Genomic DNA, 21,469 nt, shown 5'->3' with positions numbered 1-21,469 from the left:
CTTTGCAGCATAATCGAGCATTTGAAACCTTTTTCCCTCTTGCGTTTAGTGGGTACAGGCTGGGCTTGCGAGCGGCAAAATCGCCCCCATCTACGTGTAGATGCAAGGCGGTTCGGCCTTCGCCGACGGGTGTAGGTTTGCTTGTTGGGCCACGAAAAGCTTACATTTCGTCGTCTTCTGCATACTCTTCTTCGCCATCCGACATCGAGGGCAGTTCGTCTTCGGTGGCATCCTGCACGCCAGAGATGATGAAATCGTACTCTGTTCTGGGTTTCTTTTGCAGCAGCACACGTTTATATACCTTCTTTCCACCGGGTATTTGGTAGTGTATGATGCACGAATTTGTGCCTGCCTCCTTGCTGTGTACGATGAAAGAACGTAGCCATTGGAACTCGAACTTGCCAGAGCCGAGCAGCGGATTGTTCTTACTGGTGTGGCTTTGCATCTTTTGTGCGAAACCTTTTGTGCAGTATTTGTTCAGCACTTTCTGTATGGCGGCCTTGTTGGGCTGGGGTTGGGTAAGTTCGTTTACGTACATGGCATAGAAGTCGTAGACGTCAAACACATATCCGTCCATGTCGCCTTCGTACGATTCTGCGGCTGTTTGAACCTTTCTTACTTGTCCGTTGGCACATAAAGCCAAGGTGTACATCTGGCAATTGTCGGTTTCGGGTTCGCAGTACGATAGGTCTAGGTACACTGTTGTTTCGGTAACGAAAACATTTTCGGACACGCCAAGGGTGAAATCTTTTATGTAATTGGAGCCTGCAACCGCCTTAGCGTCTATCTTGTGGTCTTTAAACACGGGCTTACCTCCCTTAAAAATGTTGACCTTTAAAGAATAATTGGCGAAGACTTGGTTGCCAAGCTTAAACTTCTTGCCGTCATAAAATTCGCGTATGTGTATTTCCCAATCGCCAACGGTGGTGTCTATACGCGTGGGCTGAACGGCAAACTTCGAGTAGTCTGTCTTGTCTTCTTCCTCTACATACAGCGGCACACTGTCTGTTTTGGCGGCAATCGAGTCGTTTCCTGCGCCGTTTGCATCGGCTTTTTTATTTCCCGAACAGGCTGTTAACAATGTAATTGCGATGAGGGAAAATGTTAGTGCGAGTTTTTTCATTTGTCAATTTCTATGTGGGTTAGTGCTGCAAATGTAGCAAAAAAAACACTTATTGCCGCCCATCTGCTCCCTATTATTATGCATACAACGCAGAAAAAGGACTTTTCTACCAAATAATCGCGCATTTCAAACGCTTTGTTCAGTTGTTGTTGTCAGCTTGGAGGGTTTTTCAGACTGAGCGGTGGGTCTTCGCAGGCGTGCCAATGACGGGGTTGTTTGCCCGTTGTGCATGCGTATGGTTATGCTTTTGCGTGTTAAGTGCGCAATACATCGTCGGTCGTCAACAGGCCATTCTTTGCCATTCTACATCGTGGGCAAGTCTTTTTCGGTGGCATCAGACACGCCACTAACCAAGTATTCGTACTCCGTTTCTGGTTTAAGTTGCAGGTGAATGCGTTTGTAAACCATCTTACCGTCAGCGCGTTTGTAGTTAACGATGCACGTGTTTGTTTTCTCGTCCATCAAGTGCACCTCCAAAGAGCGCAGCCATTGGTAATCGAATTGGTCCGAACCCAAGAGCAAGTTCTTCTTCAACGTCTCTCGTTGCAGTCGTTTAGCAAAGTCTGTTGTGCAGTATTTGTTCAGCACTTTCTGTATGCTGGCAGCGTTAGGTGTAGCTAGGCTTAGTTCGTTTACGTACAAAGTGTAAAGCCAATAAATGTCGGTGACGTACATATCTATATCTCCTTCGGCCGAGGCGATGGACGTTTCGTACTTGCGCACCGTGCCATCGGCATTCAATGCCAATACTTTTTCAAGGCAATTGTCGGTTTCGGGTTCGCAATAGCCAAAGCCAATGTACACCGATGTGGGGGTAATCTCGAACTGTTCGAATAGGCCCAGCTCGAAACCTTTGATGTAGTTAGGACCCATAAGCGACTTGGAGTTTACTTTGTAGCCTTTAAACACAGGCTTGCCACCCTTGAATACGTTAAACCTCACGGCATAATCGGCGTGCGTTTCCTTATCGTAGGTGAACTTATTGCCGTCGTAAAACTGGTGTGCATGTATCTCCCAGTCTCCCCAAATGGTGTCTACGCGTATGGGTTGAATGGCAAACTTGGAGTAGTCGGTCTTGTCTTCCTCCTCAATATACAGTTGTGTGCTATCCGTTTCGGTGGCAGGAAAGATGTTGCCGATACAGTTTGCATCCGCTTTTTTGTTTCGTGCGCATATCGTAGTGAGCACGAAAAACAGTAGGGTAAGTGTATATATGGGTCTTGTCATTTGCTTATTTCTGTTTGGGGTTTGTTGTGCAAATGTAATAAAAAAGTGCTTATTGTCGTCTGTTTGATTAGCTTTATTTTACGTTTGATGCGAAAAACGGCCGCATTTTCCACAAAATCGGCCGTTCAAAACATTTTTTTCGCGTTTTGTTTGGTGGTGTGGCGAAATCTCCTTACCTTTGCATCGCTTTTGAAAAACAAGAGCATTGGGGGCGCTTAGCTCAGCTGGTTTAGAGCATCTGCCTTACAAGCAGAGGGTCGGCGGTTCGAATCCGTCAGCGCCCACACAAAAAAGAAACCTCGTTTCCAAACTCTGGGAACGAGGTTTTTTGCGTTAAGAGAGGTGGTGAAAGCGGGTTATAACAAAAATGTTATCTGGTTGTTTACGCAATTGCAGCCTTTTTCTTATCTTTGCATAGACGTGAATTATACCGCTATTATACAATGCAAAAGGTTATTATTATAGTAGAACAGTCTTCGGATGGTGCTTTTTGGTGTAGAACAGAGACGGACATTGCAGGTGTTGGACTAAACGCATGTGGTAAGGATGTAGCCTCTGCGAAGGCTGATTTGTTGGAGTGTTATGAGGAGGCCAAAGCTGATATGAAGGCGGAAGGCAAGGAAATGCCGGATGTGGAGTTTGAGTATCAGTACGATTTGCAATCGTTTTTCAACTATTTCAACTTCCTTAATGTTACTGAAATAGCTAAACGGGCAGGTATAAACCCCTCTTTAATGCGGCAGTATAGTAGTGGAATTAAAACCGCAGGTGAGAAAACGTACAAGCGTTTGTCGGCCTGCGTAGATAATATTAAATCGGAATTGCAAGCCGCCTCGTTCTAACAGGCGGCACATTTCATCATAATTGTTCATTGGGCCTCTTACACTTGTTGTATAAGAGGCTTTTTCGTGTCAACTGTAGTTGGTGATGAGCAAGTGTGTAGTACGTTTGTCGTTTCTATTCATGAAGCTAACTGCATACGATTTCTCAAAAGAACGGATGTGTATCCCGTCTTTATTATATAGACCAAAAATGAAATCAGTATTCTTGATAACCAGCATCCACTTCGCTTGACATTCGTTTAGCAGATAATTTGCTAAGCGTTGCTGATCGGATTGGGTAAATTCGTTTTGTGCGTATGTGCTAAACTCACTATCGTAGGGTGGGTCGAGAAAGATAAAGTCGTTCTTGCTTGGGGTGTTTCTTTTGAGAAACACTTCGAAGTCTTGGTTGAATATGGTTGTTTGAGTAAAGAGGTCGTGCAAAGGTGCAGACAAGTAGTAGTCTAGTTTCTTTCGCATAGACTTGCTGTTATAGCCAATTCCACCATATGGCACGTTAAAATCCCCCCGTGCATTGTATCTAAACATGCCACTGTACGCATAGTTTCGGATGAAAAGAAACAATGCGCCATGCAATTTTCGGTTGCCAGAGGTAATGCTTTTGTCGTTATAAAGATGTCTTAACGCCATGTAAAGTGCACTTTTGATGGCTGTCTCCAAATTGTCTTCAATGTCCTTTACAGGCAATTCTCCTCGTTCTTCTTCAAGTTTTCGCATGCGTAACATCTTGCGTTGAAGGTTCTTTTTTATTTCTGTTTGCAGCACTTTCTGCGCGCATTGTAGGTCTTTCCCAAGCATTGCAGCAATATCTTTGTTCTTATCCTTGCAAAAGACGGTTATTGCTTGTTCCAAATTAGCGCGCGAAAGCACCCCGCGTTGGTAGTTTTGGTACAGACTTAGCAGATTAGAGTTCTGCAAAAAGAAGTCCTTAGCCATGTCCCATGTATCTACAATTGCATTGGCATATTTGAAAAAAAGTTCATCTTGTGTTGCGATGTATTGGTAGATGTCGGTCAGCTCTTGCGAGAGGTCGTTCACAAAGTAACGTTTCGCATGCACAGCTGTAAAAACGGCTCCCCCTCCCACAAAGGGTTCGAAATATCTTTCAAAAGTAGGCAGGTTGGGAAGAATGTATTGCAGTTCTCGTTCCTTCCCACCAGCCCACTTCAAGAGTGGACGTAAATGGCGGTTGACCACGTCTGGTTGCGTGTCATTCGCCTTATTTTCGTACTCGAATGGCAAGGTGTCGCTGTTGACATAGCCATTCGTTTCGTTTGATTTTGGGTTTTCGCATGCCCAATCAGTTTCTTCATACATTGGTGTAAGCATACTCTCTACTCTTTTTTTTGCTGCTTTAAAATATTCGTTATTTATCTCTATTCCGATATATCTGCGCTCCAAAGCTAGGGCTGCAACCCCTATCGAGCCTACTCCCATGAAGGGGTCGAGAACAATATCGTTTGCATTGGTAGCTATTTCAATTATCTTTTTTAATATGCTCACTGGCTTTTGAGCGGGATGTTTGGGACAACTTAATCGCTCTGGGCGCATGCAAATGGGGCTCTCTATGAAATTATGCATTTCTTTTTGGGAAATGAAGTTCCATGTATGGCGTTTGTTCCAACATGTAAATATCATCTCACAGCTATTCAAGAAACCAGCCTTGAAGATTTTGGGAGCGGGGTTTGTCTTGTGCCAAACCATAAAGTTGGATGTGTCAAACCGGTGATCCAGGCACTCATACCACTTACCTAGTTGGTTGTAAGACGTAAAAATGAAGAGGTTTCCTGTTGGTTTTAATACTCTTACAAGTTCATCTGCCCACTCTTCTGGATAGAAATCCACCCAGTCCCAATCTGCAACGTCGTTGTTCATAGGCGCTCTGCCAGGCAAGGGGATGTTGCCCGTGGAGTGCCTCCCTATATTATAAGGGGGATCCGTAAAGATGAAATCAACCGATTGGTCGGGGATCTTCCGCAGAACCTGTTTGCTGTCGGCTTGTATCAAGCACTTTTTCCAATTAGGAACTTCCATTAAACGCTTGGTAGGTATGTTTTCTTTATTCGTTCTAGTGCCTCATTGATGAAGTGAGCGTTCTTTCTATACTCGTCGATAACAATGTCGTATCCATTTTCCGACTTACAAACGAGGTTCCAGAAATCTCTGCTGATGCATAATTCTTCTTCTGCAAAGAATTGTCTGACACGTCCTTGTGTCCACGGATGCCCCTCACCATAACGGTTATAAGCTGTTGCAAAAAGTATTTTTACTTGTTCTTCGCTCCCTAAGCTATTGGTCAGGATGCAATATTGTTCAAGTAACGCCTCCTTTTCAGAACGCGCTTTCTTGTTGTCTAGGTCTCCACCGATTTTCAATTCGATGAGATAACGCATCCCCGTCTCCTTATCTATAAGGTAATAATCACTCTCATGTCGTTTCTCAATTACTTCGCCTGTCATTTTAGACAGCCCTGTATAATCGTCAACGCTGGGTTTTAAGTCGTGCCGTTTATAGCGTTCGAGTAACTCAGCAATCTTGTCTGTTTGCTGTTTGTATAATATACCTTCTACATGTTGACTCACTTCATAATTTAAGGAGGCGATTTTGATTGCCATTTTCTCAAGCATGTTACCCAAAGAACTATCCAATGAGCGAGCCAAAGCCGAATAATATTGTATTTCTGGGCCAAGAGCGGCGATGAAAACGTTGTGTATCTTCATGTTTATTGTGCCATCGGCATCGTCTCGTTCAGCGAGATGTCTATCCGAAAAGCCTGAAGCGTAGCATTCTACGCATGCACTTACGACTGTACGTATTACCTCTTCCTTGTCGGTTTTTGTTGTGTTCATTGTCTTTTAGCGTTATTCAATTCGTGGAATATTCATTGTTCTCTTTGTGTCATATCGCCATTTGCATACGTCTTTATCACCATGTCTTTCACCGCAGACGGCACAAGGTGGTCGATAGGCAGGCCTTCGGCGATGCGATGACGGATGTCGGTGCTCGAAATGTCGTAGAAGGGCGTGTTGAGAAGGGTTACATTGGCGGGCAGTTCGTTAGCGTTTATGTCGTAGCCACGGCGTGGAAATATCGCGATGTCGTGGCTGGCGAGTATGTCTTCGTGGTGATTCCACTTGGGGAACGACACCCAATTGTCGGCTCCGATAAGGAGAACGAACGAGCGTTGCGGCTCGTCGTGGGCCAAAGCTTGCAGCGTTCGCCAGGTGTACGAAGGCGTTGGCAGGTGCAGTTCGTAGTCGGTGGCGCAGAAACGAGGCTCGTTGGCCGTGGCAGCGCGCACTATTTCGAGCCGGGCTTTGTCGGCCATCAGGTCGTTGGCGTTGCGTTTAAAGGGGTTTTGAGGCGACACGACAAACCACACTTCGTCTAATCCCATGTCGTCTAAAAACTGTTGAGCCAAGGCGATGTGCCCGTTATGTATGGGGTTGAACGAGCCGCCATAGAAACCAGTGCGTATCATGGGCGCGAAAGAAAGGCGTTAATCACTTCGAGAGTCTGGCTCTTGGCCGTCTCCAAGTCGTCGTTTATGATGACCTTGTCAAACTGCGGAGCAAACGACAGCTCGTATTCGGCTCGTGCAATGCGGTCGTTTATCACCTCTGGTGCATCGGTTGCGCGCCCTTCAAGTCGCTGGCGCAGGGCCTCGATTGATGGTGGTTGGATGAAAATGCTCAACGCCTTGTCGCCATAAAATCGCTTAATGTTGCATCCGCCCTTAACGTCAACGTCGAAAACAACGTTCTGCCCAGCGTCTAATTGGCGTTGAACCTGCTCTTTCAACGTGCCATAAAAGCGGTCTTTGTACACTTCTTCGTACTCCAAGAACTCGTCTTGGGCAATGCGTTGCTTAAATTCTTCGGGCGAAAGGAAGAAATATTCCACGCCATGTTGTTCTGTTCCGCGCGGTGCTCTGCTGGTACACGATATGGAAAAGGCCAGCCGCAGTTCGGGATGGCTTTGCATGAGCCAATTGATGATGGTGCTTTTGCCCGAACCCGATGGTGCGGAGAATATCACCAAAGCACCTTTGTGCTGTGTAGAAGACTGCCCGTTTGGGTCGATATGCTGGTTATTGTCCATAGTCTTTGAGTTTATTTGAGATGATGAGAGGGGAGTTTTTATTTGAGTTTTTGCGTTGATGGGTGGGTAAGTTTCTGATTTTTTTGAGCTTTTAAGTTGGTGAGTTGATGGGGTTGGGCTTATTGCAGAAAGCTGGTTTGTGCGTTCTTCGGCCTTATCTTGTTGCTAAGTTTATCGTTCGTAAGACTAAATACGCAAATACTTAGAAACTTAAAACCTCACAAACTCACAACCTCAAAATCTCACCGACTCAAAAACTTATAAACTTACAACACATTCAGCACTTGCTCTTTAATCTGTTCCAGCTCGTCTTTCATCATCACAACGATGTTCTGCATCTCGGCTTGGTTGCTCTTAGAGCCCGTTGTGTTAATCTCGCGACCCATCTCTTGTGCGATGAACCCCAGTTTTTTGCCCTGTTCGCTTTCATCGTTCATGGTCTTGGCAAAGTATTTTAAGTGATTGGTCAGTCGCTGTTTCTCTTCGCTAATGTCCAACTTCTCAATATAATATATCAGTTCTTGCTCCAAGCGGTTCTTGTCGTAGTCCACTTCGGGGATGTCTTTCAGCGCGTCTACAATACGTGTTCTAATCTTCTCCACCCTCGCTTTCTCGTACGGTTCGATGTCGGCCATCAGCTTACCGATGTTTTGCAGGTTCTCTTCAAACTTCTTTTGCAGGGCCATGCCCTCCTGTTTGCGAAAAGCCACGATGTGTTCAAGGGCCTGCTTTATGGCCTCGGCAGCCGCCTTCCATTCGTCTTCGTCCAGCGTTTCCATTTCGGTGCGGGTGGTAACGTCGGGCATTTTCAGCAGTGTGGCGTACCAATCTTGCGGTTCGGGAATGCCTGTTCTGGCCGAAATCTCCTTAATCTGTTGGTAATAGTTTTCAACCAATGCGGCGTTTATGGGCGTTGCGTCCGCCACCGCGTCTTTTTCCACCCATATAGAGAAGTCAACCTTTCCCCTAGTGAGTGCTTTTGCCACCATCTGTCGCATCTCAATCTCCTTTTCGCGATACAGTGGAGCAACGCGTGTAGAAAGGTCTAGCGTCTTGCTGTTAAGCGATCTAATCTCTACGTTTATTTTCTTGTCGTTAAAGGTCACGACAGCCTTGCCGTAACCCGTCATGGATTGTATCATAGTTTGCGCGTTAATTTTCTGCAAATGTACACATTTTAAACGGAAAAAGCGTAATTTTGCACTTTAATATAAATATACTGAATAGGATTATGTCGTGCATATTAAATATAGAAACAAGTACCGCGGTGTGTTCGGTGGCCGTTAGTAACGATGGCGAGTGCATCTTTAACGCCGAAGACCACGATGGTCCGAACCACGCCATAAAGCTAGGTACGTTCGTAGACGAGGCCCTTTCGTTTGCCGACAGTCACGCTTTGCCGCTCGATGCCGTGGCGGTGAGTTGCGGTCCGGGCTCTTACACGGGTCTGCGCATTGGCGTTTCGATGGCCAAAGGCGTGTGCTACGCTCGCAACGCAAAGCTATTGGCCGTGCCAACGCTGCAATTGCTGTGCGTTCCGCTGCTGTTGCGCGAACAAATAACGCCCGACGACGCCCTGCTTTGTCCCATGCTCGACGCCCGACGCATGGAAGTGTATGCCGCCCTCTACGATAGGGCACTGAAAGAAGTAAGGTCTGTGGGAGCCGACATCGTGGAGGCCGACACCTACAAGGCCTTTCTAGACCAACATCACGTGTTCTTCTTCGGCAACGGAGCCGACAAGTGCAAGGCCGAAATCGTTCACCCCAACGCCCACTTCATCGACAATGTGAAGCCTTTGGCCAAGAATATGACACCATTGGCAGAGAAAGCTATGGCCGAAGAGCGTTTTGAAGATGTGGCATACTTTGTGCCGTTCTACCTAAAAGACTTTGTGGCGAAAGCCGCCAAGCCGCTACTCTAACTGCAATGGCAAACCAAATGCCGAATAACGAATAAAGAATGAACAACCGAACATCCACCACTAAGATAATGAACATAGAAGGATTGGACTATAACACGCAACGCGAACGGCTGATACTTCCCGAGTACGGACGTGAGATACAAAAGATGGTGAACCACGCAATGACCCTGCCAACCAAACAAGAAAGGCAAGCTTGCGCCGAGTCTATCATCGCAACGATGAGCATTCTCTTTCCGCAAGGGTACGATGCCGTAGACCTAGAACACAAATTGTGGGACCATTTGGCCATCATGAGCGACTTTAAACTCGACATCGACTACCCGTTCGACGTGTCGGAGGCCACGCGTGCCACCACCAAACCCCAGCATGTGGGCTACACTTCGTCGCGCATTCCTGTGCGCCATTATGGCAAATTGCTCTTCGAAACATTTGAAAGGCTGAAAGACATGCCTGCCGGAGACGAACGCGATGCACTGGTTAGGCTCACTGCCAACCAAATGAAACGTTCGCTGGCGCAGTGGGGACACGGCGCAGCAGATAACGAACGCGTGGCATCAGACCTTGCTGCGTTCACCAATGGCAAGATACAGCTCGACCTAGATACGTTTAAGTTCGAGAAATTGCCTGCAAAAGAACCTGAGAAAAAACGCAAGAAGAAGTAGCCATGCAATCCTTTCTCATCGAGGGCGGACGCCCTTTGCAAGGCACTATCACGCCGCAAGGAGCCAAGAACGAGGCCTTGGAGGTGATTTGCGCGGCCATACTAACTGCCGAAGAGGTGCGTATCAGCAACGTTCCCGACATCTTAGACGTGAACAACCTTATCCTTTTGCTGGCGGACATCGGCGTGAAGGTGACACGGCATGCGCGTAACGACTATTCGTTTAAGGCCGACGAGCTGAACCTCGACTTCCTTTCTAGCGACGAGTTCGTGCGCAAATGTGCGGCTTTGCGTGGCAGTGTGCTGCTCATCGGTCCGCTTTTGGGGCGCTTTGGCCAAGCGATGGTGGCCCAACCTGGTGGCGATAAGATTGGCAGGCGCCGGCTAGACACTCACTTTTGGGGCTTTCGCATGCTCGGTGCAAGCTTTGAAAAGCTGCCCAACCGCAACGTTTATCAACTGCGAGCCAACCAATTGCAGGGGCGTTACATGCTGCTTGATGAGGCATCGGTAACAGGAACGGCCAACATTATCATGGCCGCAGTGCTGGCTAAGGGCACAACCACCATCTATAATGCTGCTTGCGAACCCTACATACAGCAGCTTTGCCGACTGCTTAACCGCATGGGGGCACGCATTGGCGGCATAGGCAGCAACCTGCTTACCATCGAAGGGGTTGAAACATTGCACGGAGCAACCCACCAAGTGTTGCCCGACATGATTGAAGTAGGCTCGTTCATCGGTATGGCCGCTATGGTTGGGCAGGGCATACGCATCAAGAACGTGTCTGTAGAGAACCTCGGACTGATACCCGATACCTTTAAACGATTGGGCATTACGATTAATATTGAGGGCGACGACCTCTTTATCCCACACCACGAACATTATCAAGTGGAGGCATTTATCGACGGTTCGATAATGACTTTGGCCGATGCACCGTGGCCAGGACTAACTCCCGACCTCCTTTCGGTACTCATTGTGGTGGCTACTCAGGCGCGCGGCAGCGTGCTGTTCCACCAAAAGATGTTCGAAAGTAGGCTGTTCTTCGTAGACAAGATAATCGACATGGGCGCGCAAATCATACTTTGCGATCCGCATCGAGCAGTAGTTATAGGTCACGACCACAAGCTGCAACTGCGCGCAGGCCGTATGACTAGCCCCGACATACGTGCAGGTATCGCCTTGCTTATCGCCGCATTAAGTGCCAACGGCACCAGTCAGATAGACAATATCGCACAGATAGACCGCGGATACGAAGACATCGAGGCGCGACTTAACGCCCTCGGAGCCAGTATCAAACGCGTTTAGCCCAGCAAAAAGCGAAAGCAAGAGTCGCGCAACAGCCCATCCCAACAAACATTAAAAGCCACATATACCCCACACCACATGTCCCAACAATCATCCACACGACCGCAATGGCAAGCCGACAACTTCTATAAGATAGGCAAGCTTGGCAAGCCGCACGGCGTGAAAGGCGAAATATCTTTCCACTTCGACGACGACATCTTCGACCGAATAGAGGCCGATTTCCTTGCGCTCGAAGTGGAGGGGCTGCTTGTTCCCTTCTTTTTCGAGGAGTATCGTTTTAAGGGTAGCAAGACGGCATTGGTGAAATTCGTGAACATAGACACGCAAGAACGGGCAAAGGAACTAACGGGCTGCAACGTGTTTTTTCCGCGACAGGAGGCCGATAACCCCGATGCCGAACTGTCATGGGCGGCCATTGTGGGCTTTACCGTTAAGGATGCGGCCACCAACAAGCGGCTGGGCACCCTCCTTGCCGTAGACGACAGCACGGTGAACACCCTTTTTGAAGTAGACGTTAACGGTTCTGCACCCCTGCTATTGCCTGCATCTTACGACTTGATTGCAGGCGTTGACGCAAAGAAACGTGAAATAACGATGCACATTCCAGATGGAATACTAGACCTAGACTGAACAAATGAAGAAACAAATATGTATTCTTGGCAGCACGGGTTCGATAGGCACGCAAGCCCTCGACGTGATTGCACAACACGCCGACAAGTACGAAGTGTACTGCCTAACGGCAAACACACGCGTTGAATTACTGGCTCAACAGGCACGGAAGTTCAGGCCGGCGGCCGTTGTTGTGGCCGACGAAAGTCGCTACCAGCAGCTGCAAGACCTCTTAACCGACCTTCCCGAAGTTAAGGTTTACGCTGGTAAGCAGGCTCTTTGCGACATCGTGGAGGCCGAACCCATCGACATGGTGCTTACGGCGATGGTTGGTTTTGCCGGTTTAGAACCCACAATACATGCCATTAAAGCGCATAAGAAGATATGTTTGGCCAATAAAGAGACGCTTGTTGTGGCCGGAGAACTTATCAACGAGTTGGCCATAGCCAACCGCGCACCCATACTTCCCGTAGACAGTGAGCACTCGGCCATATTCCAAAGCATAGTGGGCGAGGGCGATAATGCCATCGAACGGATATTGCTTACGGCAAGTGGAGGCCCATTTCGCCTACTGCCCGAAGAGCAATTGGCCAAAGTTACCAAGGCCGATGCCTTGCGCCATCCCACGTGGGACATGGGTGCGAAGATAACAATCGACTCTGCCACGATGATGAACAAAGGCTTCGAGGTGATTGAGGCCAAGTGGTTGTTCGGCGTTGAGGCCGAAAAGATACAGGTGCTTGTGCATCCGCAGAGCATTGTTCATAGCGCGGTGCAGTTCGAAGACGGCTCGGTAAAGGCGCAACTAGGCATGCCCGACATGCGTTTGCCCATACAATACGCCTTCTCTTACCCCGATAGGCTGCCGCTTAACGGGCCAAGGCTCGACTTTTTTGCACAGCCGTTGGAGTTTTTCGAACCCGACATGCGTAAGTTCCGCTGCTTGCAATTGGCCTTCGATGCCATTAACCGCGGTGGAAACATGCCTTGCATACTCAATGCAGCCAACGAAGTGGTGAACGAGGCATTCAGGGCCGACCGCATTGGCTTTTTAGACATGCCGCGAATTATCGAAGAAACGATGCAAAAAGTGCCTTTCGATGCGGCTCCTTCGTTAGATACATACCTGCAAACGGATGCCGAATCGCGCCGAAAGGCCAGCGAACTGGTTGCCCAACTGCGTTGAAACCCATACTGCCAAGCGGCTTTTGCCGCAGCGGATAATACCAAGGAATATGCCATAAAGAGCCTTGATGCTTACCCATTGGCATCCTAATTAATACAGAAAACAATAAAACAAACATGGAAATATTTCTCATTAGGCTGTTGCAGTTCATGCTGGCCATATCTATTTTGGTGCTACTCCACGAGGGGGGGCATTTCTTCTTCGCCCGTTTGTTTGGCGTAAGGGTAGAAAAGTTCTACCTATTCTTCGACCCTTGGTTTCATCTTTTCGAGTTTAAGTCTAAGAAAAGCGGCACGGCCTACGGCATGGGCTGGCTGCCTTTGGGCGGATATTGCAAGATTTCGGGAATGGTAGACGAGTCGTTCGACACAGAACAGATGGCCAAACCCGCCCAACCGTGGGAGTTTAGGGTTAAACCGGCATGGCAAAGGCTGCTCATTATGTTGGGCGGCGTTATCGTTAACTTCCTCTTGGCCTTGTTTATCTATTCGATGGTGCTGTTCCATTGGGGCGACAGTTACGTGCAAGTGAAGGACATGACGGCCGGAATGAAGTTTAATTCGGAGGCAAAAGCCCTTGGATTTAAAGATGGCGACGTACTTCTTGGCACCGAGAAAGGCGAGTTTAAGACTTTCGATGCCGACTTCTTCCGCGATTTGGCCACTGCCACTCGTGTGGATTTGGTGCGCCAAGGCAAGCACATGAGCCTGCCCATGCCTGGCAATCTCGACTTGCTGAACATGCTTAAATCGTCGCCCCGCTTTGTAATGATAATGATGCCCAACACCATCGACAGCGTAATGCCCAACAGCATTGCAGCCAAAGCGGGTCTGAAAGCTGGCGATAAGATTGTGGCTTTTGCAGGAAAACCCATTGATTCGCAAAACGATTTTAATTTCGAGAAAGAGCGTTTGGGCGATATTTTGGCCGCTGCAACCACTCCTGCCGACAGTGCCAAGGCACTAAACACCACCATATCCTTTGTTCATCAGGGCGACACAACGGCCACCACGGCAGCTGTTAAGCTTAATGCCGACTTGCTTTTTGGTATGGTTTTCACCAACGGACTGGCCAAATATAAGGAAACACACGTGGAATATGGTTTCTTTGAGAGCTTTCCTGCTGGCGCAGCCTATGGCGTAAAGGTGCTTAAAGGCTATGTAGGCGACATGAAATACCTGTTCTCGGCCGATGGTGCTAAGTCGTTGGGTGGTTTCGGCGCGATAGGAAGTCTTTTCCCTCCAATGTGGGATTGGCACATGTTTTGGCTTATGACGGCTTTCCTTAGCATCATTCTCGCCTTTATGAACATTCTTCCCATACCCGCTCTCGATGGTGGTCACGTGCTTTTCTTGCTCTACGAGATGATTACAAGGCGCAAACCCAGCGAAAAGTTCATGGTGCGCGCCGAGTATGCAGGCATTTCCATTCTTATTATATTAATGGTTATGGCTAACCTTAACGATGTGCTCCGCGCATTGGGGTATATGTAAAGGTGAAAGAGTGAAAAGGTGAAAAGGTGAAAGGGTGAAAAAATGGCTAACGCCGTCAAAGCAATTGGCTTAACTCCTTAACTCCATAACTCCTTTAACTCCTCAATAATGTCACTTCTTCCGAACGAATAACCGCTTAATGGCTGCCGTTTTTCCAGCCGATTGTCCACTCGGTTGCAATTAATCGATTCTTGCGCGAGTTGTTTTTGATACAAAATGGGGTTGCATATACATGTATGCAGCCCCATTTTTTATTACATCAATATGCAATCTCTATGGCGCGACTTGCGATTTGCAGCAAAACGCAGGGCAAAATGTAGCAAAACACAATGCAAAATGCACCAAAACGCAGTGCGAAATGCACTAAAACGCAGTGCAAAATGCACCAAAACACAATGCGAAATGCACCAAAACGCAGTGTAAAATGCACCAAAACGCGGGGTGATATGGGGCAAATGGTGTGCGCAAGTGTATATTAATGCACTGGGATTGGAGCGTTTTATCATGACTTTTGATTGAAAACAGACGTGTTTTGGGGCTAGAAGTTGCTTTAAAAGGTGGTTTTTTGCTGCTTTTAGCATGGATTTTGGGTGATGAAAATGACGATCGGCGCGCAATCTAGAAAGGTAAAATGGTGCAAAATGCATTAGATTTCCTTAAAATGGACAGCGATGGAGGAGCCTTAGACCGAAAAAATCGGCCTAATTTCTTGCTTTTTGGCTGTTTCGCTTTCTAGAATGGGTGGCAGGAAATGTGTGTTTTGTAAAAAGTTTTCATGTGTTTTTGAAGGCGTTACTTGTTTTGTTATGATGTTTTTTGGTTGCAAGTAGATAGCCTTTCGTGTACCATTCCAAACGCATTAGTTTTGTTGTTAAGGGGCATCGGGGTTTAAGTTCGCCCCCTTTTGCACGCCATTTTAAGGCCATTTGTTATATTATAAGTTGGCAAGCTTACGAAAATTCAAGTCCGTTTGGGGCTAATCCACGGACAAGTGCGTAAACTTGCCAACTTCAAAGGCCGCTTACAATGCCACTTCTTCGTTTTGTTCAGCTGTTTCTGATGGTTGTTCGGTTGCCAAATTGCGCTCCACCATGCCGTCGCGTAGATGAATGGTGCGGTCGGTAAGTTTGGCAAGCTCTTCATCGTGCGTGACAATGACGAACGTTTGGCCGAACTTGTCGCGCAGATCGAAGAACAATTGGTGTAGTTCGGCCTTGTTCTTCGAGTCCAGACTGCCCGAAGGCTCGTCGGCCAACACCACAGCAGGCCCGTTAATCAGTGCGCGCGCCACGGCCACCCTTTGCTTTTCGCCCCCCGATAGCTCGGCAGGCTTGTGGTTAGCACGGTCGGCAAGGCCAAGAAAAGAGAGCAGTTCGTTAGCCCTTTGCATGGCCTCGCTCTTCTTCTTACCTGCGATGTAGGCTGGTATCATTACGTTTTCGAGAGCCGTAAACTCAGGCAGCAGCTGGTGAAACTGGAAGATAAAGCCCAAGTGTTGGTTGCGGAAATCGCTCAACTTCTTACTCGATAGTGTGCCAACGTCCACACCGTCCACCACCACTTCGCCGCCATCGGGTCGGTCTAGCGTACCGATAATTTGTAACAGCGTGGTTTTTCCGGCACCGCTAGGTCCAACGATGCTCACCACTTCGCCCTTGTTGATTTGCAAGTCGATGCCTTTAAGCACTTGCAACGATCCGAAACTCTTGGTTATAGATTTTATTGTTATCATAATGAATTATATTTTTAGTAGTAAAGTCGTAAGGTAGTAAAGTAGTAAGTGCAAATGCTTATGAGGCAGAATGGCAAATACTCTTGTTAATTCGTTAACTTGTAACCGCGCCAGCTAACCCCATAAAGATATTGGCTTAATTCCTCAAATAACTCCATATTGCTTTACCACTTCCTCCTCATTGCTTAATACTTTCTTCTTTCTCCTCATCACTTACTACTTCCTCCTTTCTCTTCATCACTTACTACTTCCTCCTTGTTCCCTTACTACTTACTACTTTCTCCTTATTACTTTACAACTCAGACTACTTCTTCAACTTCTTCACCCACTTTCCAACGTCCTCGTAGGCACTGGTGCCCTCGGTATGTTGTGGCTCGGCAAAGGTAAGTTCCTCGATGCCGTCGCCATATTGGTCGGGGAACACAATCATCAGATTGGTTCCAGAGAAATGTCTGGTTATCTCATCCGGCAGTCTGTCGAGCGCCGTTTTATAGCTAACGGTTCCCTTTCGTGCCGTAACCACCACGAAAAGGTGGTCGGGGGCGATGGTGGCAGCCAGCGAAGGCAGTTCGTTCCAGTGGTTCATCAGCGCATATTCGGCACGCATAGAGGCATGGCGGTTGCGAACAAACTCGTTGATAAGTGCCAACGTGTCTTGACGACCGTGGAAAACGATGCGGCATTCGAGGTTCAACACCACGCGCGCCAGACGTTCGAGCCAGCGATAGAAACCCGGTTCGTACTGCGCACGCGACGGAACGGCCACTTGTATGCGACGGATGGTGCTTAGTGGCTGGTTTAAACGCGCCATGATAATCTGCCGATTCAGGCCGTTGAATAAGCTTTGGTGGAACTGCCCCCAAAACTTTGGCGACACTTCCTTATGCGTATGCAAGCCGATGATAATCTCCGAGGCATGAAATTCGTTAAAGGCGTGCTTAATGCCGTTGGCAATGTTGGCCGCTATGCGCACCTGCGTTTGCGTTCGCACGTCGGTGGCGGCGGCGTATTTCGACACTTGGTCTAGCAGTTGTCGCCCCTTTTCTTGGTTGGCGCGCATGTTCTCGTCGTCGTAAACAAGGTTCAATGCGATGATACCGCGGTTTAGTTTTGGGTTGCGCATCATGATGGCCAAGCCCATAAGTCGGTTGGCGTACTCTGGATATTTCACGGGTACGAGCATACTTTCGTCGTCTTGCTCGCTTATTTCGCTTGCTGGTATGTTCTTTTCGCTAAGAATAAAGGTCTTGGCAGCCCGTTCGGTCATCACCGAAGAGATGATGCAGGTTATCAAAATCATGATAACCACGGCGTTAAGAATGTCGTCGGTGATGAGGTAACGGCCAGGTTCAACCTGTAAGTGCATGCCAACCATCACGATGGCGATAGCTCCGGCGGCGTGGGCAGAGGTTAAACCGAACATCATTTGCCCAGAAGGGGCGGGCATTTTGAAACGCCAACTGGTGATGTAGGCCGCAATGGCCTTGCCCAATGTGCCAACAAGGGTGATGGCCAGCACCACCCAAACGATGCCTTGCCCCTGAAACAGCAGGCGAAGATTGATGAGCATGCCCACACCGATAAGGAAATAGGGAATGAAGATGGCGTTGCCGATGAACTCGATGCGGTTCATCAGTGGCGAAAGTCGCGGCACATAGCGGTTAAGAATAAGGCCGGCAAGGAACGCTCCGAATATTCCTTCGAGCCCAATGGCTGAAGAAACGGCCGCACTAAGGAAGAGAATGGCCATCACAAAGATGAATTGCATCACGGCATCGCTGTATCTGCGCAGGAACCAACGCGTTAGTCGGGGGATGAAAAAGGCCATTGCCACGCAAAATCCCACCACTTTTACCACGAACCAAAGCCAAAACAGCCCGCCTCCGCCTTCGTTGTGGGCGGCCACTATCATGGCCAGCACCACCAAGGAGAGGAACAACGCAATCATGGTGGAGCCTACACTGAGCGATACGGCCGAGTTTCGTTGAAGTCCGTAGCGGCCAATGATGGGGTAGGCGATAAGTGTATTCGACGCCATGAGCGTGGCCAAGAGCAGCGAGGCAGGCATGCTGTAATGCAAAAACGTTGTTCCCAAGAGGTAAATGAGTACGAAGGGAACGATGAACGTGGCCAAGCCAAACACCATAAAGCGGTATTTGTTGCGTTTAAGGCTGCTGCTGTCCATTTCGAGAGCGGCCAAGAACATGATGTAATAAAGGCCCACGCGCCCGAAAAGCTCAAAAGAATCGTCGCGTTTTAAGATGTTGAACCCATATTCGCCCACGGCAACGCCTGCCAACACCATGCCGATGATATGGGGAATGCGCAATTTGCCCATCACGATGGGGGCAAAAAGGATGATGAGCATCACGATGAAGAATATCAACGTGGGGTCGGTTATGGGGAAGGCAGAGAACATTTTTCTTTCGCTTATGGGGTTTTGGGGGTTGATGCTGCGGGGCGTTTGTAGCTAGAAAAACTAGTTGTGCTAAGTTTTCTTGGGTACATCCAGACGGCTTGCGCCATGCTTTGGCAGCGGCGTTGCTTGTCTTTATCACTGCAAAGTTGCAAAAAATATATCAAAAAGATGCGTATAAACGTGGAAAGTTGTACATTTGCAATGCAATATATCATTATTTTAAAAGAGAAGGAAATGAAAGTAGCAATTGTAGGCGCAAGTGGCGCGGTGGGTCAAGAGTTCTTGCGGATATTGTCAGAGCGTGCCTTTCCCATCGACGAACTATTGCTTTTCGGGTCGGAACGCAGCGCAGGGCGCACTTATTTGTTTAACGGCAAAGAGCATGTTGTTAGGCTTTTGCAGCACAACGACGACTTCCGCGGCGTGGATATCGCTTTCGTGTCGGCTGGTGGAGGTACATCTAAGGAGTTTGCCGAGACCATTACGAAACACGGAACGGTGATGATAGACAATTCAAGTGCCTTCCGTATGGACCCCGAAGTGCCACTGGTGGTACCCGAATGCAATGCCGAAGACGCATTGAACCACCCACGCGGCATTGTGGCCAACCCCAATTGCACCACGATTATGATGGTGGTGGTGTTGCAACCGCTGGAAAAGCTGTCGCACATCAAGCGCATTCGCGTGTCTAGTTACCAAAGCGCAAGTGGCGCAGGTGCTGCTGCTATGGCCGAATTGCAAACACAATACAGCCAATTGGTTAACGGCGAAGAGCCCACAGTGAGCAGGTTTCCGCACCAACTGGCCTATAACGTGATTCCGCAGGTAGACGTTTTCACCGATAACGGCTACACGAAGGAAGAGATGAAGATGTATCACGAAACGCAAAAGATTATGCACACCGACGCCAAGTGCTCTGCAACGTGTGTAAGGGTGAGCTCGCTTAGGTCGCATTCGGAAAGTGTTTGGATTGAAACCGAACGTCCGTTGTCGGTGGAAGAGGCACGTAAAGCCATCGCCGCCGCACCTGGTTGCACGCTGAAAGACGACCCTTCGCAAGGCGTTTACCCCATGCCGTTGGAGACGGGAGGTAAAGACGACATCTTTGTTGGCCGCATCAGAAAAGACTTGGCCGATGAAAACGGACTGACGTTGTGGCTAAGCGGCGACCAAATTCGCAAGGGCGCAGCACTCAATGCCGTGCAGATTGCCGAATATCTGATGAAAAATGATAAGACGCTGACGAAGGGATAATACGCCTTTGTTTGGCAGAAAGTTATAGCAAAATACATCTGTTGCATGGCTAAATGGCAGTGTGGCAAACTTATTGGGGCGCGTTTGTGCGCCCCGTTTTTTTGTTTGTGCACATGAATTAGTCAATATGCAGATGGTGTACTTATTATGTCTTATGGAAAGGTGGGCCACTGATATTTATGCTTTAAGCAGTTTGTGTTATATTTGTTTCTCTTTTTGTCGTATAGAAGGACAATAGGGTTGAAGGTTGTGCTGCTAAATATGGTTAAAATCGTGATAATTTGGTTTTGATTCTGTTCGTTGCGTTTGAATTTTTAATATATTTGCATTCGATACATGGCTTATTTTAACCTTTAACTAAACAATTGTTGCTTATGCAAAAGAGTACAATCTTTGTTATGGCGGCCATGACATTTAGTGTTGCCGCTTGTTATTTAGAATTTGAAAGAAAATAAGTTTCGGTTTCTCAGAGTGATGAATGAATTGCTCAAGAGGAAAGTTTGTTAACGTACATAATGAATGTTCGGCAAGCATTTGCAGTTCTTTAAGTTCTTCTAAATCGGGAATTTCTTCTGTTAGTTCTGTAACAAGTCTGGAAGTTGTTGATGCTGTGAATCAAGATATTGCGAGGAATCTGTTTGAGGGCGCGAGCCAACATGAATGAAACTCGTGTGAAGGAAGAAACCCGCTAAGCGACAATTGAGGACATCGGGACTTGAATGTCGTTGGACGAGCTAAATAAGTTCGGCATTTGTTTGCTTAAAGTTAAGGAGTAACAGGTATGAATAAACATATTAAAAACGGAATAATATCCATGATAGCATGGATGTTATTCCTTGTAATTCTTTTTGGTTCTTATCTATATCTAACAAATTCTCCATTTAGTTATTTCGTAGATGAGGAAACAGGTGGCTTTATTTCGAGTGCCTTTTTCCTTGGTTGGGCGCTTATCTGGTTTGGTATAGGCAGGCATTACAGCATTGATTACGAAGCCAAGAAACAGGTCTTTATAGAAAGTCATGAGGGAATAGACAGGTACATTATAGATAAGGCTTTCAGAAAGGCCTACTTTTCTAGTGGGGCAAAGGTGCTGGCAATCGTGTGTTTTATCTCTGTTCCTTGCTATGTTGCTGCCAATGTGAAGGGTGAACCAACCTTAAAGGATTGTATATTGATAGGAATGCTGATGCTGGCCTCTATCATTCTATACGCCTATTACAAAAGAAATAGAGCCGCTGGGGTTACATTATGACTCTTAAAACGAACATTTAACGTGTTTCTCTGCTGTCTCGAAAGGCATCAAAGAAATCTAAAAGTAACATCATTGAAGGGATTTTCTCTGTACACAACATTAAAGACAAAATATGAAATAGTACGATGAGAGAAAAACCTTCAATGGTGTTTCTGTTAATAGTCTTAATACACCTTGAATAAATCTCAGCCACTTATCTCCCCATAAACTCACAAACTCACCTCCTAACAAACTCGCAACCAATGTTTGTAGGTATGGCTTATTTTGCGTATTTTTGCAAGACGAAGGCAAGAAACGGTGGCAGCAGTGTGCTATTGGGCATGCTAGCCACGCCCGTA

18 protein-coding genes and 1 tRNA gene are annotated in these 21,469 nt (G+C 47.5%); 10 read left to right on the top strand and 9 right to left on the bottom strand.

From position 1 onward, the window contains the following. Positions 1–160: 160 nt before the first annotated feature. Positions 161–1,123: a hypothetical protein gene (locus HMPREF0670_RS09880; protein WP_009231015.1), complete on the bottom strand. Its 963-nt coding sequence runs from the start codon at positions 1,121–1,123 to the stop codon at positions 161–163. Between the two features lie 303 nt (positions 1,124–1,426). Further along, positions 1,427–2,350, bottom strand: coding sequence for a hypothetical protein (locus HMPREF0670_RS09875; protein WP_009231014.1), 924 nt, complete (start codon positions 2,348–2,350; stop codon positions 1,427–1,429). A gap of 209 nt (positions 2,351–2,559) precedes the next feature. On the opposite strand from HMPREF0670_RS09875, the gene HMPREF0670_RS09870 reads away from it, so the two are divergent. Both HMPREF0670_RS09870 and HMPREF0670_RS09865 read left to right on the top strand, forming a co-directional pair. Continuing rightward, positions 2,560–2,634, top strand: a tRNA-Val gene (locus HMPREF0670_RS09870). 159 nt (positions 2,635–2,793) lie between these two features. Continuing rightward, the gene (locus tag HMPREF0670_RS09865; RefSeq protein WP_009231012.1) at positions 2,794–3,192 is read left to right on the top strand and encodes a hypothetical protein; all 399 of its coding nucleotides are present in this window, start codon (positions 2,794–2,796) and stop codon (positions 3,190–3,192) included. A gap of 69 nt (positions 3,193–3,261) precedes the next feature. Here the strand turns inward: HMPREF0670_RS09865 and HMPREF0670_RS16730 are convergent, their stop codons facing one another. From HMPREF0670_RS16730 to HMPREF0670_RS09835, 5 genes are all read right to left on the bottom strand, one after another. After that, positions 3,262–5,226: a DNA adenine methylase gene (locus tag HMPREF0670_RS16730; RefSeq protein ID WP_198009295.1), complete on the bottom strand. Its 1,965-nt coding sequence runs from the start codon at positions 5,224–5,226 to the stop codon at positions 3,262–3,264. Further along, positions 5,226–6,041 carry a TdeIII family type II restriction endonuclease gene (locus tag HMPREF0670_RS09850; RefSeq protein WP_009231010.1) on the bottom strand — a complete coding sequence of 272 codons (816 nt, stop codon included), beginning with the start codon at positions 6,039–6,041 and terminating at the stop codon, positions 5,226–5,228. The genes HMPREF0670_RS16730 and HMPREF0670_RS09850 overlap by 1 nt, the downstream gene beginning before the upstream one ends. A gap of 32 nt (positions 6,042–6,073) precedes the next feature. Beyond that, entirely contained in the window at positions 6,074–6,673 is a 600-nt protein-coding gene (nadD, locus tag HMPREF0670_RS09845; RefSeq protein WP_009231009.1) for a nicotinate (nicotinamide) nucleotide adenylyltransferase, read from the bottom strand. After that, positions 6,670–7,293, bottom strand: coding sequence for a guanylate kinase (gmk, locus tag HMPREF0670_RS09840; protein ID WP_009231008.1), 624 nt, complete (start codon positions 7,291–7,293; stop codon positions 6,670–6,672). Before gmk ends, nadD begins: the two co-directional genes overlap by 4 nt. A 266-nt stretch (positions 7,294–7,559) precedes the next feature. Then, positions 7,560–8,435 (bottom strand): YicC/YloC family endoribonuclease, encoded by an 876-nt coding sequence (locus tag HMPREF0670_RS09835; protein WP_009231007.1) that lies wholly within the window; start codon positions 8,433–8,435, stop codon positions 7,560–7,562. Between the two features lie 89 nt (positions 8,436–8,524). On the opposite strand from HMPREF0670_RS09835, the gene tsaB reads away from it, so the two are divergent. The 6 genes from tsaB to rseP all read left to right on the top strand — a co-directional run bounded on the left by tsaB (position 8,525) and on the right by rseP (position 14,474). Then, entirely contained in the window at positions 8,525–9,217 is a 693-nt protein-coding gene (gene tsaB, locus HMPREF0670_RS09830) for a tRNA (adenosine(37)-N6)-threonylcarbamoyltransferase complex dimerization subunit type 1 TsaB (RefSeq protein WP_044078107.1), read from the top strand. Between the two features lie 38 nt (positions 9,218–9,255). Next, the gene (locus HMPREF0670_RS09825) at positions 9,256–9,879 is read left to right on the top strand and encodes a DUF4290 domain-containing protein (protein WP_009231005.1); all 624 of its coding nucleotides are present in this window, start codon (positions 9,256–9,258) and stop codon (positions 9,877–9,879) included. Between the two features lie 2 nt (positions 9,880–9,881). Continuing rightward, positions 9,882–11,186, top strand: a complete 1,305-nt coding sequence (murA, locus tag HMPREF0670_RS09820; RefSeq protein WP_009231004.1) for a UDP-N-acetylglucosamine 1-carboxyvinyltransferase — start codon at positions 9,882–9,884, stop codon at positions 11,184–11,186. A gap of 78 nt (positions 11,187–11,264) precedes the next feature. Continuing rightward, positions 11,265–11,816, top strand: coding sequence for a ribosome maturation factor RimM (gene rimM, locus HMPREF0670_RS09815; protein ID WP_009231003.1), 552 nt, complete (start codon positions 11,265–11,267; stop codon positions 11,814–11,816). Positions 11,817–11,820: 4 nt separating this feature from the next. Then, entirely contained in the window at positions 11,821–12,981 is a 1,161-nt protein-coding gene (locus tag HMPREF0670_RS09810; protein ID WP_009231002.1) for a 1-deoxy-D-xylulose-5-phosphate reductoisomerase, read from the top strand. A gap of 116 nt (positions 12,982–13,097) precedes the next feature. Continuing rightward, positions 13,098–14,474 carry an RIP metalloprotease RseP gene (rseP, locus tag HMPREF0670_RS09805; protein WP_009231001.1) on the top strand — a complete coding sequence of 459 codons (1,377 nt, stop codon included), beginning with the start codon at positions 13,098–13,100 and terminating at the stop codon, positions 14,472–14,474. Between the two features lie 1,021 nt (positions 14,475–15,495). On the opposite strand, the gene HMPREF0670_RS09800 is transcribed toward rseP, so the two are convergent. Both HMPREF0670_RS09800 and HMPREF0670_RS09795 read right to left on the bottom strand, forming a co-directional pair. Then, positions 15,496–16,206, bottom strand: coding sequence for an ABC transporter ATP-binding protein (locus tag HMPREF0670_RS09800; protein ID WP_044078106.1), 711 nt, complete (start codon positions 16,204–16,206; stop codon positions 15,496–15,498). Positions 16,207–16,510: 304 nt separating this feature from the next. Continuing rightward, positions 16,511–18,625: a cation:proton antiporter gene (locus HMPREF0670_RS09795; protein WP_009230998.1), complete on the bottom strand. Its 2,115-nt coding sequence runs from the start codon at positions 18,623–18,625 to the stop codon at positions 16,511–16,513. A gap of 234 nt (positions 18,626–18,859) precedes the next feature. On the opposite strand from HMPREF0670_RS09795, the gene HMPREF0670_RS09785 reads away from it, so the two are divergent. After that, complete coding sequence (locus tag HMPREF0670_RS09785; RefSeq protein WP_009230996.1) at positions 18,860–19,879, top strand: aspartate-semialdehyde dehydrogenase; 1,020 nt, start codon at positions 18,860–18,862, stop codon at positions 19,877–19,879. 781 nt (positions 19,880–20,660) lie between these two features. Further along, the gene (locus tag HMPREF0670_RS09780; protein ID WP_044078104.1) at positions 20,661–21,131 is read left to right on the top strand and encodes a hypothetical protein; all 471 of its coding nucleotides are present in this window, start codon (positions 20,661–20,663) and stop codon (positions 21,129–21,131) included. The last annotated feature ends 338 nt before the right edge of the window (positions 21,132–21,469 follow it).

This window comes from Prevotella sp. oral taxon 317 str. F0108, from assembly GCF_000162415.1.
In the GTDB taxonomy this organism is placed as follows: domain Bacteria; phylum Bacteroidota; class Bacteroidia; order Bacteroidales; family Bacteroidaceae; genus Prevotella; species Prevotella conceptionensis.
The sequence above is the reverse complement of the archived record's forward strand: the minus strand, read 5'-3'. Positions and strand labels throughout refer to the sequence as shown.

Coding starts and splice junctions, on each gene's coding strand:
- HMPREF0670_RS09880 (WP_009231015.1), bottom strand. CDS start 1,123: ATGAAAAAACTCGCACTAACATTTTCCCTCATCGCAATTACATTGTTA.
- HMPREF0670_RS09875 (WP_009231014.1), bottom strand. CDS start 2,350: ATGACAAGACCCATATATACACTTACCCTACTGTTTTTCGTGCTCACT.
- HMPREF0670_RS09865 (WP_009231012.1), top strand. CDS start 2,794: ATGCAAAAGGTTATTATTATAGTAGAACAGTCTTCGGATGGTGCTTTT.
- HMPREF0670_RS16730 (WP_198009295.1), bottom strand. CDS start 5,226: ATGGAAGTTCCTAATTGGAAAAAGTGCTTGATACAAGCCGACAGCAAA.
- HMPREF0670_RS09850 (WP_009231010.1), bottom strand. CDS start 6,041: ATGAACACAACAAAAACCGACAAGGAAGAGGTAATACGTACAGTCGTA.
- nadD (WP_009231009.1), bottom strand. CDS start 6,673: ATGATACGCACTGGTTTCTATGGCGGCTCGTTCAACCCCATACATAAC.
- gmk (WP_009231008.1), bottom strand. CDS start 7,293: ATGGACAATAACCAGCATATCGACCCAAACGGGCAGTCTTCTACACAG.
- HMPREF0670_RS09835 (WP_009231007.1), bottom strand. CDS start 8,435: ATGATACAATCCATGACGGGTTACGGCAAGGCTGTCGTGACCTTTAAC.
- tsaB (WP_044078107.1), top strand. CDS start 8,525: ATGTCGTGCATATTAAATATAGAAACAAGTACCGCGGTGTGTTCGGTG.
- HMPREF0670_RS09825 (WP_009231005.1), top strand. CDS start 9,256: ATGAACAACCGAACATCCACCACTAAGATAATGAACATAGAAGGATTG.
- murA (WP_009231004.1), top strand. CDS start 9,882: ATGCAATCCTTTCTCATCGAGGGCGGACGCCCTTTGCAAGGCACTATC.
- rimM (WP_009231003.1), top strand. CDS start 11,265: ATGTCCCAACAATCATCCACACGACCGCAATGGCAAGCCGACAACTTC.
- HMPREF0670_RS09810 (WP_009231002.1), top strand. CDS start 11,821: ATGAAGAAACAAATATGTATTCTTGGCAGCACGGGTTCGATAGGCACG.
- rseP (WP_009231001.1), top strand. CDS start 13,098: ATGGAAATATTTCTCATTAGGCTGTTGCAGTTCATGCTGGCCATATCT.
- HMPREF0670_RS09800 (WP_044078106.1), bottom strand. CDS start 16,206: ATGATAACAATAAAATCTATAACCAAGAGTTTCGGATCGTTGCAAGTG.
- HMPREF0670_RS09795 (WP_009230998.1), bottom strand. CDS start 18,625: ATGTTCTCTGCCTTCCCCATAACCGACCCCACGTTGATATTCTTCATC.
- HMPREF0670_RS09785 (WP_009230996.1), top strand. CDS start 18,860: ATGAAAGTAGCAATTGTAGGCGCAAGTGGCGCGGTGGGTCAAGAGTTC.
- HMPREF0670_RS09780 (WP_044078104.1), top strand. CDS start 20,661: ATGAATAAACATATTAAAAACGGAATAATATCCATGATAGCATGGATG.